This is a genomic window from Breznakiella homolactica (genome assembly GCF_016616095.2).
Taxonomy (GTDB): Bacteria; Spirochaetota; Spirochaetia; order Treponematales; family Breznakiellaceae; genus Breznakiella; species Breznakiella homolactica.
On sequence record NZ_CP067089.2, the window covers coordinates 174,928 to 190,331 of the forward strand.

A 15,404-nucleotide genomic window follows, 5' to 3' on the forward strand; every position below is an offset into this window, starting at 1 on the left:
GTTATATGGCTAAGGCTGTTTCCGCTTCCCTGCCCGCGGGTACGGCCGCGGTATCCAGGGAGGATGCGAAGGACGCTATGTCCAATGCGTTCCGCGCCCTGGCGAGCTCTCTGCCGTCCTCACCGAGGAGAATCGCGGTGGGGGTGGAAAGAACATTCCGCCTGACCGCCTCCGCCAGTCCCGATTCGGTATCGGCGTTAACCATGTCCACGGGGATACCGAGCTTCCCCGCGGCATCCTTGGCCGCCGGGCATGCCGGACACGCCGGACGCACAAAGAGCATGAGCCGGTTTTCCCCGCCTGCCCCAACGGGTACCCCGGAAAGGGTGTCATCCTCAAAGGATGAAGCCCTTTCCGGAGCTTCGTTCCGTTCCCTCCCGGGCAGCGGGAATGCTCCGCCGGGGACCGTAAAGAGTTTCCGCTCACCGTACTCTTCACGCTTCCCCTTGTTCCAGTTGCGCACCGACCGGTAATACCCGACGATGCGGCTGTACACTTCCGTCGGCGTCCCTTCCGCTGATGAAAGGGCCTCCCTCGCCGCGGCCAGTTCCTGCTTAATCACCTCAAGGTTTCTCATCGTATTCTCCCAAATCTTCCGCCCAGGGCAGGGCCGTATTTTTTAGTTAATTCCTGTTTTTTATCCCGCGGCCATGGCCGCGCCGAGTTCTTCTTCAAGTTCCTTGATCTTCTGCCTCAGGGACTGTTCCTTTTCCTCCCGGCACCTGGGGCAGGTAAAGTGCTCACCCCTGATATACCCGTGGACCGGACAGACCGAAAAGGTCGGCGAAATCGTGTAGTAGGGGACCCGGTAGTTGTGGGCAATGGCCTTTACCAGATCCCGGCAGGTCCGCCAGTCCTCAATTGATTCCCCGAGGAATGCGTGGAAAACGGTTCCCCCGGTATACGCCGCCTGGAGCCGCTCCTGCAGATCAAGGGCATCGAAAATATCCTCGGTCTGCATCACCGGCAGCTGGGTCGAATTGGTGTAATAGGGTTCATCCGTTCCGGAGGTGATGATTTGGGGGTAGTGTTTTTTGTCGTGCTTCGCCAGGCGGTAGGACGTCGACTCCGCGGGGGTCGCCTCCAGGTTAAATAGTTCCCCGGTTTCCTCCTGGAAATCCGCCAGCTTCCGGCGCATAAAATCGAGCACCTCCAGGGCGAAATCCCGGCCTTCTTCGGCGGCGATGGTTGTATCCTTTCCCAGGAAGTTGAGCAGGCATTCGTTCATACCCACAAGTCCGATGGTATTGAAGTGGCTGTCTAGGTTTGCCAGGTACCGTCTCGTGTAAGGGAAAAGTCCCGCCTCGAGGAGCCGCACCACAACCTTCCGCTTTACCAAAAGGCTTTCCTTGGCAAGCTCCATGAGCCGGCCCAGGCGGCGGTAAAAATCCTTTTTGTCCCTTGCGAGGTAGCCGATCCGGGGAAGGTTGATGGTTACCACCCCCACGGATCCCGTCAGCTCGTCGGACCCGAAGAGCCCGCCCCCCCGCTTGCGGAGTTCCCGCTTGTCCAGCTGGAGCCGGCAGCACATGGACCGCACATCCCCGGGGTCAAGGTCGGAGTTGACGAAGTTCTGAAAGTAGGGCGTCCCGTACCGGGCGGTCATCTCAAAGAGGAGCCGGGCGTTTTCACTGTCCCAGTCGAAATCCTCGGTGATGTTGTACGTCGGTATGGGATACTGGAAGCCCCGGCCTTCGGCGTCGCCCTCAAGCATGAGTTCGATGAATATTCTGTTAACCCGGTCCATTTCTTCACGGCAGTCACCGTAGGTAAATTCCTGTTCCTCTCCGCCGACCACCGCCGGCTTGTCTTTGAGGTCCGCGGGAACGGTCCAGTCCAGGGTAATATTGGTAAATGGCGCCTGGCAGCCCCAGCGGCTTGGGGTATTAACCCCGAAGACGAAACTCTGGAGGCACTGCTTAATCTCCCGGTCGCTGAGACTATCCGCTTTTATAAAGGGAGCGATATAGGTATCGAAGGAACTGAACGCCTGGGCCCCGGCCCATTCGTTCTGGAGGCATCCCAGGAAGTTGACCGCCTGCTGCATCAGTGTGGAAAGGTGTTTCGCCGGTTTTGAGGTAATCTTGTCCGGAACCCCGCCGAGGCCTTCCTTGATAAGCTGCCGCAGGGACCAGCCCGCGCAGTACCCGGAAAACATGGAAAGGTCATGGATATGGAAATCCGCGTTCCGGTGGGCATCGGCGATTTCCGCTGAATAAATATTCTTGAGCCAGTAATTGGCGGTGATGCTTCCGGAATTATGGAGGATGAGCCCTCCCAGGGAATAATTGACATTGGCGTTTTCATTTACCCGCCAGTCGGATTGTTTGAGGTACCCGTCCATGGTGGAATCGATATCCAGCATGAGCTTTTTGGCGTCCCGGATGGCTTCGTGTTTTGCCCTGTAGAGTATATACGCCTTGGCCACCGCGGTTTCCCGGGAGTCGATGAGGGCGTTTTCTACTATGTCCTGGATTTCTTCTATCGCGGGAATTGAATTGGGATGCCGCGACGCCATCATAACCATGAGGAGTTCCTCAGCCCGGTCCGTTATGGCCAGAACCCGTCCGCGGCCGTCCGGAGAAGCGTCGCTCACCCCCGCCGCCTCAAATGCCTTGGCCACCGCCGCGGCGATCTTCGTCCGGTCGTAGGCTTCGATCTCCCCGGAACGTTTAACCACATAGCGCAGGGATATCCCCTGGGCCGGCATATCCCGGATTGTGTCCTTGTTATTCCGGTCTGTCCGCTGCTCATATCCCAGAACGGATTTCCATTCCGGGAAAACCTCCTCATTCATCAATTCCCTCCCAATTTTTTAATTTCCTGGACAAATTCTTCCAGATCTTTGAAATGACGGTACACCGAAGCAAAACGAATGTACGCGACCTTATCAAGGGCTCCTAGTTTTTCCAGCACCAGGTCTCCGATGGTGCCGGCTTCGATTTCGTGGTTTACCTTGCCGACAATCGCGGCGGAATCTTCAATTTCGTTAACCAGACTTTCAATGGTCATCTGTGATACCGGGCGTTTTTCCAAAGCCCGCTGGACGCCGCGTTCAATTTTTGTCCGGTCAAAGGGCTCCCGGCGTCCGTCCTGTTTTATGACCATAAATTGTTTGTCTTCGATCCGTTCGTAACTGGTGAAGCGGGCACCGCAGCCGTTGCATTCCCGCCGCCTCCTGATGGCTTCCCCGTTTGCCAAGGTGCGGGACTCAATTACTTTGTCATCAAAATTGCCGCAGTGGGGGCAGCGCACTGATTTTCTCCTGTTTTTTGGGGAAATTTACGTTTTAGACTGAAAAAAAGCTGCGTATTCCTGAGTTATCCACATATTCACAGAATCCACAAGCAAAACCTACTATATATGGTGTTTTATTTTTTATAATTTAACTATAACACGCTATACATTGTGTCGCAAGAGCTATTAGAAAGAATTTACATAAAAAATCGTAAAAAAAAGCTTTTCCTTGAAATAGCTCTTGTGCTACAGTTAGAGGATACCCCGGAAAAGGGGTCGGAGGGAGCCCATGAAGATTGGGATTGACACTTTTGACTGTGACGGCGGAAAATCTGGGGTCGGCGTATATCTCATGCAGCTGCTCAAACGGATTCCTCCCTCCGGAGACCGGTATGAATTGTTCGGATGGGACTACGACCGGTATTCCTTCAGTGACGCCGCAGGAGACCTTGAGTTTATTCCCCAGTGTTTTGTCAACGGCAGAACCGCCAATTCCCTGTGGCACCTGTTCAGATATCCCAAATTCGCGTCCTCCCGGGGATACAACGCCTGCTTTTTCCCCAGCGCCCACCGGCGGCTTCCGGGGAGTTCTCCCTGCCCGACCATCGGAACGGTCCATGATATGGCGGCCTACTGGGGTACCCGGCAGACCAGGGAGCATCTCGGCGCGGTGCTCCGGATGGTGCTTCCCAATTCCCTCAGGAAACTCGACCGGATCATTGCGGTAAGCAGCTGGGTTAAACAGGAACTGGTGGATGTTGCCCGGGTAAAGGAAGCAAAGGTTGAGGTGATTCCCAACGGCATTGATCTGGACGCGTTTTATCCCCGTCCGCGGAATGAGGAAAGTGTGGTGCTTATCCAGCCTTTCAGTTTCCGCCGGCCCTATATCCTTTACGTTTCCCGGATTGATTATCCCGTAAAAAACCATATCCGGCTCATCGAAGCCTTCGGTATTTTCAAGGAGCGGACCCGCCATCCCCACCGGCTGGTTCTGGCCGGTTCCGACCGGAACGGCGCCGACAAGGTTAAGGCCGCGGCGGCAAAATCGAAATACCGGAATGATATTTTTTTTACCGGCCATTTTCCGTCCAAAAACCTCCCGGAGCTGTACTCCGGCGCGGATTTCGCGGTATTTCCGTCCATGTATGAAGGATTCGGCATGGGGGTGCTTGAAGCCATGGCCTCGGGGGTTCCCGTGGCCTGCGCCCGGGCGGCTTCGCTGCCGGAAGTGGCTGACCACGCCGCCCTATATTTCGATCCCGCGGATGCCGAAGACATGGCGGACCGGATGGTTACCCTCACCACAAAGCGGGATATTTACCGGGAGTGCCGCGCCCTGGGACTCCAGCAGGCTCAGAATTTTTCCTGGGACCGCTGCGCCGAACGGACCCTAAAGCTTATCCACGAAACCGCCGGCCGCTAACCCGGCAGGGCACCCGCAGTATTGCGGAGAACGGGCACAGACGCATGGTACGGCAAAGCAGCGGCGGGTGTCGAAGGAACGGGGAAAGGAGCGACTTTCGAGGCTGCAGGCCGCTGAGGAGCCCTTTCCCCGTTCCTTCGACGGGCCCCGCGGAATCGGCATTCCCATGCTTCTGTGGAAAGCACTCTAATACTGCGGGTGCCCTTACTAACCCAGGCGGTCAAAGCAGGTAAAGGCAATTTCGTTGAAGACCGCCCGTTTTTCCAGGAGCCGCTGTTCCTCCCTGGTGGGGTGAACCCTGTTGGTGAGCAGCAGCAGGCCTGCCTGCCGTACGGGATCTATAAGGACTGATGTGCCGGTGAATCCGGTATGGCCGTACGCGTATGTTTTCTCTGCCGCGGGATCATTCACCCCGGGACGGCCGTACAGCTTGAAGCCGATTCCCCGTTCTTCTTCCATACCCGGGGTAAGGTTCGTATGGAACGACGTGACCGTTTCTTCTGACAGAAAACGGTCCCCGCCGGGGCCGATCCCGCGGTTGATCAGCATGAGCAGCCATTTTTCGAGATCGCCGGAATTTGAAAAAATCCCGGCGTTTCCCGATACGCCGTGGAGAAACCGGGCGTTTTCGTCGTGTACAATGCCGGAGATCATGGCGCCGCTCCGCTTGTCGAATTCCGTGGACGCGAAGCCGCCCGGCGGGTCCGGCAGAAAATCACCGGGGCGGTAACAGGTTTCGTTCATTCCCAAAGGACCGGTGACCAGTTCCGCAACCGCCTTATCCAGGGAGATTCCGCAGACACGGCGGATTATTTCACCCAAAATGATAAACCCGAAGCAGCTGTATACGACCTTCGTTCCGGGCTCGTATTCCCGGGGACCTTTCAGAATAAAAGAAATCACATCATCCGGGGTGCTGGTAAAATCCCAGAGACGCTGTTCCGCGATAAAACCGCCGGTATGGGTCAGTATCTGGGCCACCGTGGTTTCGCCGAAAACACCGGGATCGGCAAAGAAATCCCCCAGAGTGCCGGCGAAGGAAAGTTTCCCCTGTTCCTCAAGCCGTGCCGCGGCCATGGTAACGGCGACCACCTTGGTCAGGGACGCCAGATCAAAAAATGTGTCCATTTTCATGGGAAGCAGCCGGGGCACCGTTTCCCGGTTTCCGCCGGCCCAGGAGAATACCGGGCCGTTCCGGCCGCATACCAGGGCAACCGCCCCGGGGGCCGTTCCGTCGGCTACCAGGCCGGCCAGAAAATCTTCCAGGTTTCCCCATATTTCCGGTGAATTCATTAACCCGCCTCCCATATTTTTTCTCCCTCCCACCGTTCCAGGGCCGGGTCGATAATTCCGATCCCCGGGGAATTGCCCACCGTGATCCGTTCGTTGTAAAAGGCGACCGAAAATACGCCTTCAAGGCCCCGGTAGAGCAGGGGGCTGTCGAGGTCGATCCAGTGAATGGGATCCCGGGCCGCCGCGATCTGGCAGGCCGCCAGAATCCCGAAGGGCCCTTCCATCATACAGCCGATCATACACCGGGCGTTGTGGTCTTCCGCCAGAGCGCATATAGCCAGGGCTTCGGTAATGCCGCCGCATTTTGCCAGTTTAATATTGAAAATATGGGCCGCCTTTTCCCGCATCAATCTTTCAGCGTCGGCGGCGCTGAAAACACTCTCATCCGCCGCGATAGGAAAGATATTGGCCTCGGTGAGCCGTGCCATGCCGCCAATATCCTCCGCCGGCACCGGCTGCTCTATAAAATCAATGGGAAAATCCGCCTTTTTGTATTCCTTCAGGATGGCGATTCCTTCCTCGGCGTCCCACGCCTGGTTCGCGTCGACCCTGAGCCGGACAGAATCCGGGACCGACCGTGAGATCGCTTCCAGCCGGGCGTAATCCGTTTCCGGATCGGATCCGACCTTAAGCTTCAGATTTCTGAATCCCTGGGCCGCGGCATCGGCGGCGTCCCGGGCCATCTCCTGGGGTGTTCCCATGCTGATGGTGATATCATTGGTCAGCACCCGCCGTCTGGCGCCCCCAAGCATATCCGCCAGGGAAAGCCCCTGCATGGAGCCGGCCAGGTCAAACAGCGCGGTTTCCGCCATATACCGGGCGGATTTTGAAACATCCCCAGCATCCCGCAGCGCTCCGCCGGGATCCCGGGGATCGAAATCGGCGGCAAACAGCGGGAAAAGTTCGTGTTTTACCGAATCGGCAATGGTCTCAGCGCTGTCCCCGGTGATCCGCACCGTGGGCGCGGCGCTTCCGTACCCGGTATACCCCCCAAGGGACAGCTTAAGCACCAAATCATCCACGGTATCCACACAACGCAGGGCCGTGACAAAGGGCTTTTTTAAGGGTATCTTCCGGTGCCACAGGGCTGCAGTAATAGAGGCCCGTACCATCAGATCACCGCAGCGCCCCCGCAGATACCAGCTGGGACCGGAGGCTCTGCGCGTCGGTATACAGGAACGCCGCCAGTCCGAGTTCTGCAGCGGCATCGACATTTTCCTGTATATCATCGGTAAAGAAGGACTCTCCCGGCTGCACGCCCTCGGCCGAAACAATATAGCTGTAGAATTCCGGATCGGGTTTGGATATGCCGATGTGATTCGAGGCGTATACCTTGTCGAAGATGGCATACTGTCCCAGTTCCATGTGGATCTCGTAGTGGGCATCGATGACATTGGTGCCCGCCACAACCCGCATGCCGCTGTCCTTCAGTTCCTGCACCACCCGGACCGTGGGATCATCCATCACCGGGGTGAAGAATTTTCCCAGGAGACGGCCGCTGTTTTCCGGGGGATTCCTGCCGGTTATCTTCGTATACTCTTCCCAGAATTCCTTTTCGTTTATACATCCCCTGCCGTGGCGACCCAGGGCTTCCTGGAGTTTCGGGTCTATATCCTTCATTCCGGTCCCGGTGTAACCAAGGTAGGGTATAAGCCGGGGCCCTATCTGGAAATCCCGGATCATTACGCCGCCCATATCGAAAATGCACAGTTTAATCATGATGTCTCATTCCTTGCCTGCCGAATACATAGCGCTTCCTCCCAGGAAGTACTTCGAGAGCGTTAAAAAGAGAATTATAATCGGTATGCTGGCGAGCACCGCCACCGCCATCATCGCTCCCTCGTTGGCGAATTTTTCCTCGGTGAATTTTACGATATAAGTCGGGATGGTCTTCATATGTTCCTTCTGGGCAATCAGAAGGGGCCACAGAAGGTTGTCCCACTGACCCCGGAAACAGAGGATCGCCGCGGTGGCGATAGCCGGGGTGCTGTTCTTGAATACCAGCTTCCAGAATATGCCCATTTCCCCCAGACCGTCGATCCTGCCGGCGTCCAGCATGTCGTCGGGAAAGGTCATGAGGTACTGCCGCATCTGGAAGAGGCCGAAGGTATTGAGTATGAAGGGCAGTATCATTCCCGCGTAGGTATTCTGGAGTCCCAGCCTGACCGCGGTAATGTACATCGGGATCATGATCGCCTCGAAGGGAATCATCATGCGTCCCATGATCATCATAAACACCACTTTCTGGCCCCGGAACCGGAACTTGCTCAGACCGTAGCCGGCGAGCCCCGACACAAATACCGACAGCACCGTGGTGACCGACGCGACAATAAGCGAGTTGAATACATTGCGGATAAACATGAAGGACCGGTCGTTCCCCGCAATGGCGTTGTAGTAATTTTCCCAGTGGATCTTCTTGGGAATCCACCGGTAGGGCATGGCGAAGATTTCAGAGGACGGCATCAGGGACGCGGTGAACATAAAGACTATAGGCATGATCACCACAATAAGTACCGCCGCCATGACGATATTGAGGAACAGGTTGAAAATCCGGCTCCGGGGAGTATTGTCTCTCAGCACGGTCCCCTCCTAGTACGAAACAACGTTGCGTTCGGACGAATTCATCCTGATGAGGGTAAGGATCATCATGACGATAAACAGGAGCACGCTCATTACGCAGGCCCGGCTGATGTTAAGGTCCCGCATGGCGGTGTTGTAAATGTTAAGGGTTATCACATCGATGGGCTCCAGCGGGGCGCCCCGCTGGGTAAAAAGGTACTGGGTTGAGAATGACTTGAGACAGTTCAGCATGGCCACAATCGAAACCATTACCGTGGTGGGTTTAAGCAGAGGAAGGATCACCTTCCGGATGGTCTGCATTGCGGTGGCTCCGTCAATGGTGGCGGCCTCCAGAACGGACTGGGGAATCTTGGCGATGCCGGTTACGAAAATTATGGTAAAGTACCCGACGTATTTCCAGACGTAAATGGTAATGGTGGAAACCCTGATCATCACCGTATCGGTGAGCCAGTGGTGATCCACTCCGGGGGTGCGCATGAGGAAATTTACCGCGCTGTTGGCCAGCCCCCGGGGATCGAAAATCAGCATCCAGATCAGGGCGGCAACCACCGATGACAGAATAGCCGGAGCGTAAATCATCAGCTGCATGGCTTTCTGCCCGGCCTTGCGGGTAGTAATAATCATCCCGAAGACCATTGAAAAAACCGTAAGGGGAATAAACGCGCCCAGGGTAAAGATAACCGTAGCCTTTACGGAATTCCAGAATCCCGGGGAGTTCAGGACGTATATATAGTTTCTGAAACCGACGAATTCGGGTTTCCTGAGGGATAACAGTTTAATGTTGAAAAACGTATTGTAAAAAGCGTTCAGCATGGGGTAGAGCGAAAACAGAAGAAACAGAACAATCGCGGGCATTACAAATACCCAACCCCAGCGGGCTTTTTTCTTTTCAATGCCCAGATACTTCATCATAATACCTCATAGATACAGCGGAAAAATGGTTCTGAAAAAAGGGATTGCCCGGAAAACCCCGGACAATCCCCCTATGAATTACTCACAGGTCCGTTGCGGCGTATGCCGCGGAGACTCATTCCTGATCAAGAATATCCTGGACTTCCTTGCGGAATTTCTCCAGAACTCTGGCGGGGTCCTCACCCTGAAGCATGGCGGATTCAACGGCGGCTTTCATTTTGTCGTTGATCGCCGAGCTGCTCGGACCGTAGTACACGAGATTTCCCCGTTCCATGTCATGGAGGAACACATCGGAATAGGGGATGGCTTTGAAGGTTTCGGAATTAAAGAGCTTGTAGGTGGGCTGTACCAGGTTGACTTCCGTAAGATAGTCTTCGGAATGGGACAGCATAAAGTCCACGAGCCGCCATGACCAGATCTGTTTTGCCTTGGATATCTGGCTGTTTACGAGATAGTAATGGCAGGCAATATCACCGGCTTTTTCCCGTACCGCGTTTTTGAACTGGGGATAAGGTACGATCATCCAGTCGCCGCTGTTGAAGAACTCGGGATTGGAGGCCTTCATACGGGCTTCCTGGTACAGTCCGCTCTCGCTCATGGCGATTTCGTTCTTGTTCATATCAAAGGCCGTGCGGGCAGCGACGTAGGTCGGGCCGCCGAGGTTCTTTCCTTTGGGGCCCCACTGGCGCATGTATTCAAAGAACTGGATCCACGCCTGGTCGCCGATAACCGCCTTCCGGCCGTCGTCGCTGACGAGTTTTCCCCCAAGCTGTTCAACCATAGGAAGAAACTGCTGGGTATAGGAGGGATACCGGAAGTCAAATCCCCGGCGGGTGATGATTTCACCGTTGCGGATAACGAGTTTTTCGCTCAGGGCCATGACGTCTTCCCAGGTTTTGGGGTAATCCTTTTCGGCATCCAGCCCCGCGCTCCTGAAAATGGCCTTGTTTACGAACATACAGAGGTTGGTGTATTCCAGGGGCAGTCCGTAAATCTGACCGTCCAGTTCCACCGCCTCCAGCGCGCCGGGAATATACCGGTCAACGACATTTTTGATGTTCTTTTCGTCAATCCATGCCGGATCCAGGGCCGCCGTCCGGCCTTCGAGCACGAACTGGCGGATAACCGACTGGTTCTGGTTGAAAATATCAGGCCCCTGGTTCGCGGAAAATGCAACCGTCAGGAGTTCCCGCATTTTACTGGAAGGGTAGGTCTGGTAATCCACCGTGACGTTGGGATGCAGCTTGGTAAATTCATCAATAAGCCGCTTTTCCAGCACGGTGCGGTTGGGGTCTTCATGGGTCCAGATCATCAGTGTAACCGGAGCTTCAAGGTCCGCGGAACTGACATCACTGCCGCCTTTTGCGCTGAGGGGTATCAGCGCCACAACCATCAAAAGAAGGGCTGTTAACAGGACGTTTCTCTTCATACGTCTTCTCCTTAAATTGTTCTATTCATAGAAGGCTATTACCTTCACAATTTGAGTTTTACTTATTTTATACATTTTGTAAAATTTCATGAAATTATTTTTCATAAAAATGAGTATAAATGGGTTATTTTAGATATGTCAAGAAATTTTTTTTCATTTTATGGTAATATGGTACTTTTTAGTTGGAAAACTGTGCCAGGCTGGTCTCTGCGTGGATTTTCTCTTGCCGTGGGCCGTTTTCTGCGGAAATGAGGGAGTTCGGTTACTTTTTGCTTGTTTTTTTCCGGGAAAGATGTCTGTTTATCTGAGGGTCAAAGAGAACGGAAAAGGCCTCATCGGCGGTCTCCACAAAATGAACGGTGATGGATTCCTTTATTTCCTTATCCAGCTCGTTCCAGTCTTCCCGGTTGTCCGCGGGAAGCAGAACATCGGTCATGCCGTTCCTGATGGCGGCCAGGAGCTTTTCCTTGAGTCCGCCTATGGGGAGGATTCTCCCCGTGAGGGTAAGTTCCCCGGTCATGGCTATTCCCGGTTTCGGCGGACACTGGCACAACGTTGACAGGAGGGACGCCGCCAGGGTAATACCCGCCGATGGACCGTCCTTGGGAATCGCCCCTTCGGGTACATGGATATGGAAATCGGTTTTTCCGATGTCATGGATGGTGTAGGCGTATTTGTCCGCCGCGCTCCGGAGGTAGGACAGGGCAATCCGGGCGCTCTCCTTCATCACATCCCCGAGGTTGCCGGTCATGATGCATTCACCGTTTCCTTCAAACCCTATGGTTTCCACCGGGAGCATGGTTCCGCCGGTTTCGGTCCAGGCCAGTCCGTAGGAGACTCCCATGCGGGCTTCCTGGTACACCACATCCTTTTTGTATTTCCGCCGGCCCAGGAGTTTTTCCAGGCTTTCTTTTTTTACCTGCTTTTTATAGGAAGAAACCGGTTTGTCTTCCTTGAGGCCGTATTCCCTTTTTACCGCGTCCCGGGCGATACGCCGGACACACCGGGCGATCTCCCGTTCCAGGCTCCTGACCCCGGATTCCATGGTCCAGTGGCGGATAATGTCCAGAATGGCTTCGTCGGTAAAGGTTATTTTCGCGGTTCCCAGGCCGTTTTCCGCCAGTTCCTTGGGAATCAGGAACCGTTTCGCGATGGCCAGTTTTTCCATCTCCCCGTATCCCGGAATCTCGATGATTTCCATCCGGTCCAGCAGGGGGTAGGGTATGGTATGGAGTGAATTGGCGGTGGCGATAAACAGCACCTTGGAAAGGTCGTAGGGCATTTCCAGATAGTGGTCGGTAAAGGTTGAATTTTGTTCCGGGTCGAGCACTTCCAGCAGCGCCGACGCCGGATCGCCCCGGAAGTCGCTGGAAAGTTTGTCTATTTCGTCGAGGAGGAACACCGGATTGACGGTTTCCGCCTTGCGCATGGACTGGATGATTTTTCCCGGGAGGGCCCCGACGTAGGTTTTGCGGTGGCCCCTGATTTCGGCCTCATCCCGGACTCCCCCCAGGGATATGCGGATAAACCGCCGGCCCAGGGCCCGGGCAACGGATTTCCCGAGACTCGTTTTCCCGGTTCCCGGAGGACCGACGAAACACAGTATGGGCCCCTTGTTTCCGCCGTTCTCCTGCTCCCGGGAGATAAGTTCCCGCACCGCAATAAACTCAAGGATACGTTCCTTGGCCTTGCGCATATCGAAATGGTCTTCATCGAGTTTTTTTTCCGCGTCCCCGAGATCTCCGGAATCGGCGGTGGTTTCGCTCCAGGGAAGGTCGGCGATCCATTCCAGGTAGGTCCGGATAACCCCGGCTTCGGGAGAAAAGGGCTGGAGTTTCCTGAGGCGGCCGATTTCTTTTTTGGCCTTTGCCAGTACTTCCTCGGGGGGCTTTTTTTCCTCAATAGCCTTTTCGAGATCCCCGAATTCATCCTCGGTGCCTTCCTTGCCCAGTTCCTTGTTTATTTCCTTGAGCTGCTCGTTGAGGATATATTCCCGCTGGGTCTTTTCCATCCGGCTCTTAACTTTTCCGCTGATCTTTTTCTGAATCCCGAAGATTTCGTTTTCCAGCTCCAGGGTTTCCAGAAGCAGGGTGAGCCGGTCCCGGGTGGTTTCCGCGGAGAGCAGCGCGATTTTTCGTTCCGGTTTTACCGACAGGGCGTTGCCGATAAGATTGGCCAGCCGTTCGGGGCTTTCCGCCTTGTCCGCCGCGGTGAGGGTGTCGGTGCTGACTTTTTTGGACAGCTCCGCGTACTGGATAAAGGATTTCTGAACCGTCCGGGCCATGGCGGCGATTTCGGTGTCGTTCTTTTCGTCCTGGCTCTGGGTCCCCACGGGGACGACTTTTACCAGAACATAGGCGGCTTTTTCGGTCCTCTGGGTGATCCTGCCGCGGTATTCCCCCTGGAGAACCACCCTGAAGGTGCCGTCGGGAAGTTTGAGATGCTGGATGATCCGGGCGGCGCTTCCTTCAGCGTAGGTTTCATCTTCCTCACTGGGACCTTTGCGGCAGGCCGCGAACAGGTAATGATCCCGTTTGAGGGCTTCATCAATTGCCTGTATTCCGGATTTATAGGTAATAAAAATAGGGATCATGGTATTGGGAAACAATACCAGATCCCGTAAAGGGAGCAGGGGAAGCTCGCTGGTCTGGTTTTTACCTTTCAGCGCGGAAAGGATACTCATGCACTTTTCTGGAGCGGATGAATTTCAGGGGGTTCTGATTTTTCGACAACCTCTTTCGTTATGACAACCCGCTTCTGGCCCTCCATGGAGGGGATTTCGAACATGATATCCGTCATGAGCCGTTCCACGATGGCCCGCAGTCCCCGGGCGCCGGTTTTCTGCTTGATCGCCGTATCAGCAATGGCGTTGATCGCTCCGTCGGTAAACTCCAGTTTGACGTCGTCGATGGCCATGGATGCCTGGAACTGTTTTACGATGGCGTTCCGCGGTTCGGTGATAATACGTTTGAGGTCTTCCTGCTTCAGTTCTTCCAGGCTCACTGTGATGGGAAGCCGGCCGATGAATTCGGGAATCATGCCGAACCGGATCAGGTCATCCGGATGGAGATTGTCGTACAGGTCCTTGAGATTGCGGTCCTTCTTATCCTGCACATCAGAGCCGAAGCCCATGGGGTGCTGGACGACACGCTGCTCGATGTATTTATCGAGTCCCACAAAGGCGCCGCCGCAGATGAACAGAATATCCGTGGTATCGATGCGGATCATTTCCTGGTTCGGGTGTTTGCGGCCCCCCTGGGGCGGTACCGACGCCACGGTTCCTTCGATTATCTTAAGCAGGGCCTGCTGGACCCCTTCGCCGGATACATCCCGGGTGATGGACACGTTTTCGCCTTTCCGGGCGATTTTGTCGATTTCGTCGATATATACAATGCCCCGTTCCGCGGAAGCGATATTGCCGCCGGCGTTCTGGATAAGCTTAAGAAGGATGTTCTCCACATCCTCCCCGACGTATCCCGCTTCGGTAAGGGTGGTGGCGTCCACTATGGCAAAGGGAACCTTGAGTTTTTTCGCCAGGGTTTTCGCCAGAAGAGTTTTGCCGGTCCCGGTGGGGCCTATCAGGAGAACGTTTGATTTTTCGATCTCCACATCATCCGGCTCCTTCGCGGGGTTGGCAATGCGTTTGTAATGGTTGTATACCGCCACGGAGAGGGCTTTTTTGGCGTCTTCCTGGCCGATTACGAATGAGTCAAGGTAATCCTTGATTTCCTTGGGAGTCGGTATATCCCCGGTAAACTGGGTTGAAAGATCGTGGTCTTCCTCCACCAGAATCTTCCGGCAGACCTCGACGCACTCATCACAGATAAATACATCGTTTGGTCCCGCTATAAGCCGCCGGGCCATGTCGGCGCTCTTCCCGCAGAAAGAGCATGCCCGTTCAAATCCGCCGCCGTTACGAAGTCTTGCCATCTTTATTCCTCACAAAAACCCGGTCGGCCACTCCGTATGCCACGGCATCGGCGGCCGACATGTAGAAATCCCTTTCCATATCAACGGCAATCTGTTCCGTATCTTTACCGGTATGTTTGGCAAAGTAATCGATGGTGAGCTTTTTCAGGCGGAGAATCTCCTTCGCCTGGATGCCGATATCCCGGGCCTGACCCTGGGCGCCTCCCCAGGGCTGATGGATAAGAACCCGGGAGGAGGGGAGCACCGAACGTTTGCCCGGAGCTCCGGCGGTAAGCAGGAGGGCCGCCATGCTGGCGGCCTGGCCGATACAGATGGTCTGGACATCGCTTTTTACGTACTGCATGGTATCGTAAATAGCCAGCCCCGCGGTTACCGAACCGCCGGGGGAGTTGATGTAGAGGTTAATATCCTTTTCCGTATCCTGGCCGTCCAGAAAAAGCAGCTGGGCCACCACCAGGTCTGCGGATATATCGTTTATCTCGCCGTCCAGGAACACAATACGGTCCTTAAGAAGGCGGGAATAGATATCGTAGGAGCGTTCGCCGATCCCGGTTTGTTCCACCACAATCGGCACGAGGTTGTTCATAAATGGATTCATCA

At 55.1% G+C, this 15,404-nt stretch carries 13 protein-coding genes; 1 reads left to right on the forward strand and 12 read right to left on the reverse strand.

Annotated elements, in window-relative coordinates; all coding sequences use genetic code 11:
- Position 1: 1 nt before the first annotated feature.
- The 3 genes from JFL75_RS00810 to nrdR are packed head-to-tail and all read right to left on the reverse strand — an operon-like array spanning position 2 to position 3,255.
- A complete protein-coding gene (locus tag JFL75_RS00810; RefSeq protein WP_215624810.1) occupies positions 2 to 577 on the reverse strand; it encodes a glutaredoxin family protein in 576 nt (191 codons plus the stop codon).
- A gap of 60 nt (positions 578 to 637) precedes the next feature.
- A complete protein-coding gene (locus JFL75_RS00815; RefSeq protein ID WP_215624811.1) occupies positions 638 to 2,797 on the reverse strand; it encodes a ribonucleoside triphosphate reductase in 2,160 nt (719 codons plus the stop codon).
- Positions 2,797 to 3,255, reverse strand: a complete 459-nt coding sequence (nrdR, locus tag JFL75_RS00820; protein ID WP_215624812.1) for a transcriptional regulator NrdR — start codon at positions 3,253 to 3,255, stop codon at positions 2,797 to 2,799. Before nrdR ends, JFL75_RS00815 begins: the two co-directional genes overlap by 1 nt.
- A 271-nt stretch (positions 3,256 to 3,526) precedes the next feature.
- Here nrdR and JFL75_RS00825 point away from each other — a divergent pair, with 271 nt between their 5' ends.
- Positions 3,527 to 4,660, forward strand: a complete 1,134-nt coding sequence (locus JFL75_RS00825) for a glycosyltransferase family 4 protein (protein ID WP_215624813.1) — start codon at positions 3,527 to 3,529, stop codon at positions 4,658 to 4,660.
- Positions 4,661 to 4,867: 207 nt separating this feature from the next.
- Here the strand turns inward: JFL75_RS00825 and JFL75_RS00830 are convergent, their stop codons facing one another.
- From JFL75_RS00830 to clpP, 9 genes are all read right to left on the reverse strand, one after another.
- Positions 4,868 to 5,953 (reverse strand): serine hydrolase domain-containing protein, encoded by a 1,086-nt coding sequence (locus JFL75_RS00830; RefSeq protein WP_215624814.1) that lies wholly within the window; start codon positions 5,951 to 5,953, stop codon positions 4,868 to 4,870.
- Positions 5,953 to 7,065 carry a dipeptide epimerase gene (locus JFL75_RS00835; RefSeq protein ID WP_215624815.1) on the reverse strand — a complete coding sequence of 371 codons (1,113 nt, stop codon included), beginning with the start codon at positions 7,063 to 7,065 and terminating at the stop codon, positions 5,953 to 5,955. Before JFL75_RS00835 ends, JFL75_RS00830 begins: the two co-directional genes overlap by 1 nt.
- A 4-nt stretch (positions 7,066 to 7,069) precedes the next feature.
- Positions 7,070 to 7,672 carry an HAD family hydrolase gene (locus JFL75_RS00840; RefSeq protein WP_215624816.1) on the reverse strand — a complete coding sequence of 201 codons (603 nt, stop codon included), beginning with the start codon at positions 7,670 to 7,672 and terminating at the stop codon, positions 7,070 to 7,072.
- Between the two features lie 6 nt (positions 7,673 to 7,678).
- The gene (locus JFL75_RS00845) at positions 7,679 to 8,533 is read right to left on the reverse strand and encodes a carbohydrate ABC transporter permease (RefSeq protein WP_490337718.1); all 855 of its coding nucleotides are present in this window, start codon (positions 8,531 to 8,533) and stop codon (positions 7,679 to 7,681) included.
- Positions 8,534 to 8,542: 9 nt separating this feature from the next.
- Complete coding sequence (locus JFL75_RS00850) at positions 8,543 to 9,445, reverse strand: carbohydrate ABC transporter permease (RefSeq protein WP_490337719.1); 903 nt, start codon at positions 9,443 to 9,445, stop codon at positions 8,543 to 8,545.
- A 115-nt stretch (positions 9,446 to 9,560) separates the two neighbouring features.
- Complete coding sequence (locus tag JFL75_RS00855) at positions 9,561 to 10,874, reverse strand: ABC transporter substrate-binding protein (RefSeq protein ID WP_215624817.1); 1,314 nt, start codon at positions 10,872 to 10,874, stop codon at positions 9,561 to 9,563.
- A gap of 262 nt (positions 10,875 to 11,136) precedes the next feature.
- Complete coding sequence (gene lon, locus JFL75_RS00860; RefSeq protein WP_215624818.1) at positions 11,137 to 13,557, reverse strand: endopeptidase La; 2,421 nt, start codon at positions 13,555 to 13,557, stop codon at positions 11,137 to 11,139.
- Positions 13,554 to 14,804: an ATP-dependent Clp protease ATP-binding subunit ClpX gene (gene clpX / locus JFL75_RS00865; RefSeq protein ID WP_215624819.1), complete on the reverse strand. Its 1,251-nt coding sequence runs from the start codon at positions 14,802 to 14,804 to the stop codon at positions 13,554 to 13,556. The genes lon and clpX overlap by 4 nt, the downstream gene beginning before the upstream one ends.
- Complete coding sequence (gene clpP / locus JFL75_RS00870; protein ID WP_215628685.1) at positions 14,788 to 15,402, reverse strand: ATP-dependent Clp endopeptidase proteolytic subunit ClpP; 615 nt, start codon at positions 15,400 to 15,402, stop codon at positions 14,788 to 14,790. Before clpP ends, clpX begins: the two co-directional genes overlap by 17 nt.
- Between the last annotated feature and the right edge of the window lie 2 nt (positions 15,403 to 15,404).

Excerpts from the sequence above, each read along its gene's own strand:
- JFL75_RS00850 (WP_490337719.1), bottom strand. The coding sequence starts at position 9,445 with ATGATGAAGTATCTGGGCATTGAAAAGAAAAAAGCCCGCTGGGGTTGG.
- JFL75_RS00835 (WP_215624815.1), bottom strand. The coding sequence starts at position 7,065 with ATGGTACGGGCCTCTATTACTGCAGCCCTGTGGCACCGGAAGATACCC.
- JFL75_RS00840 (WP_215624816.1), bottom strand. The coding sequence starts at position 7,672 with ATGATTAAACTGTGCATTTTCGATATGGGCGGCGTAATGATCCGGGAT.
- lon (WP_215624818.1), bottom strand. The coding sequence starts at position 13,557 with ATGAGTATCCTTTCCGCGCTGAAAGGTAAAAACCAGACCAGCGAGCTT.
- JFL75_RS00810 (WP_215624810.1), bottom strand. The coding sequence starts at position 577 with ATGAGAAACCTTGAGGTGATTAAGCAGGAACTGGCCGCGGCGAGGGAG.
- JFL75_RS00815 (WP_215624811.1), bottom strand. The coding sequence starts at position 2,797 with ATGAATGAGGAGGTTTTCCCGGAATGGAAATCCGTTCTGGGATATGAG.
- JFL75_RS00855 (WP_215624817.1), bottom strand. The coding sequence starts at position 10,874 with ATGAAGAGAAACGTCCTGTTAACAGCCCTTCTTTTGATGGTTGTGGCG.
- clpX (WP_215624819.1), bottom strand. The coding sequence starts at position 14,804 with ATGGCAAGACTTCGTAACGGCGGCGGATTTGAACGGGCATGCTCTTTC.
- JFL75_RS00825 (WP_215624813.1), top strand. The coding sequence starts at position 3,527 with ATGAAGATTGGGATTGACACTTTTGACTGTGACGGCGGAAAATCTGGG.
- clpP (WP_215628685.1), bottom strand. The coding sequence starts at position 15,402 with ATGAATCCATTTATGAACAACCTCGTGCCGATTGTGGTGGAACAAACC.
- JFL75_RS00830 (WP_215624814.1), bottom strand. The coding sequence starts at position 5,953 with ATGAATTCACCGGAAATATGGGGAAACCTGGAAGATTTTCTGGCCGGC.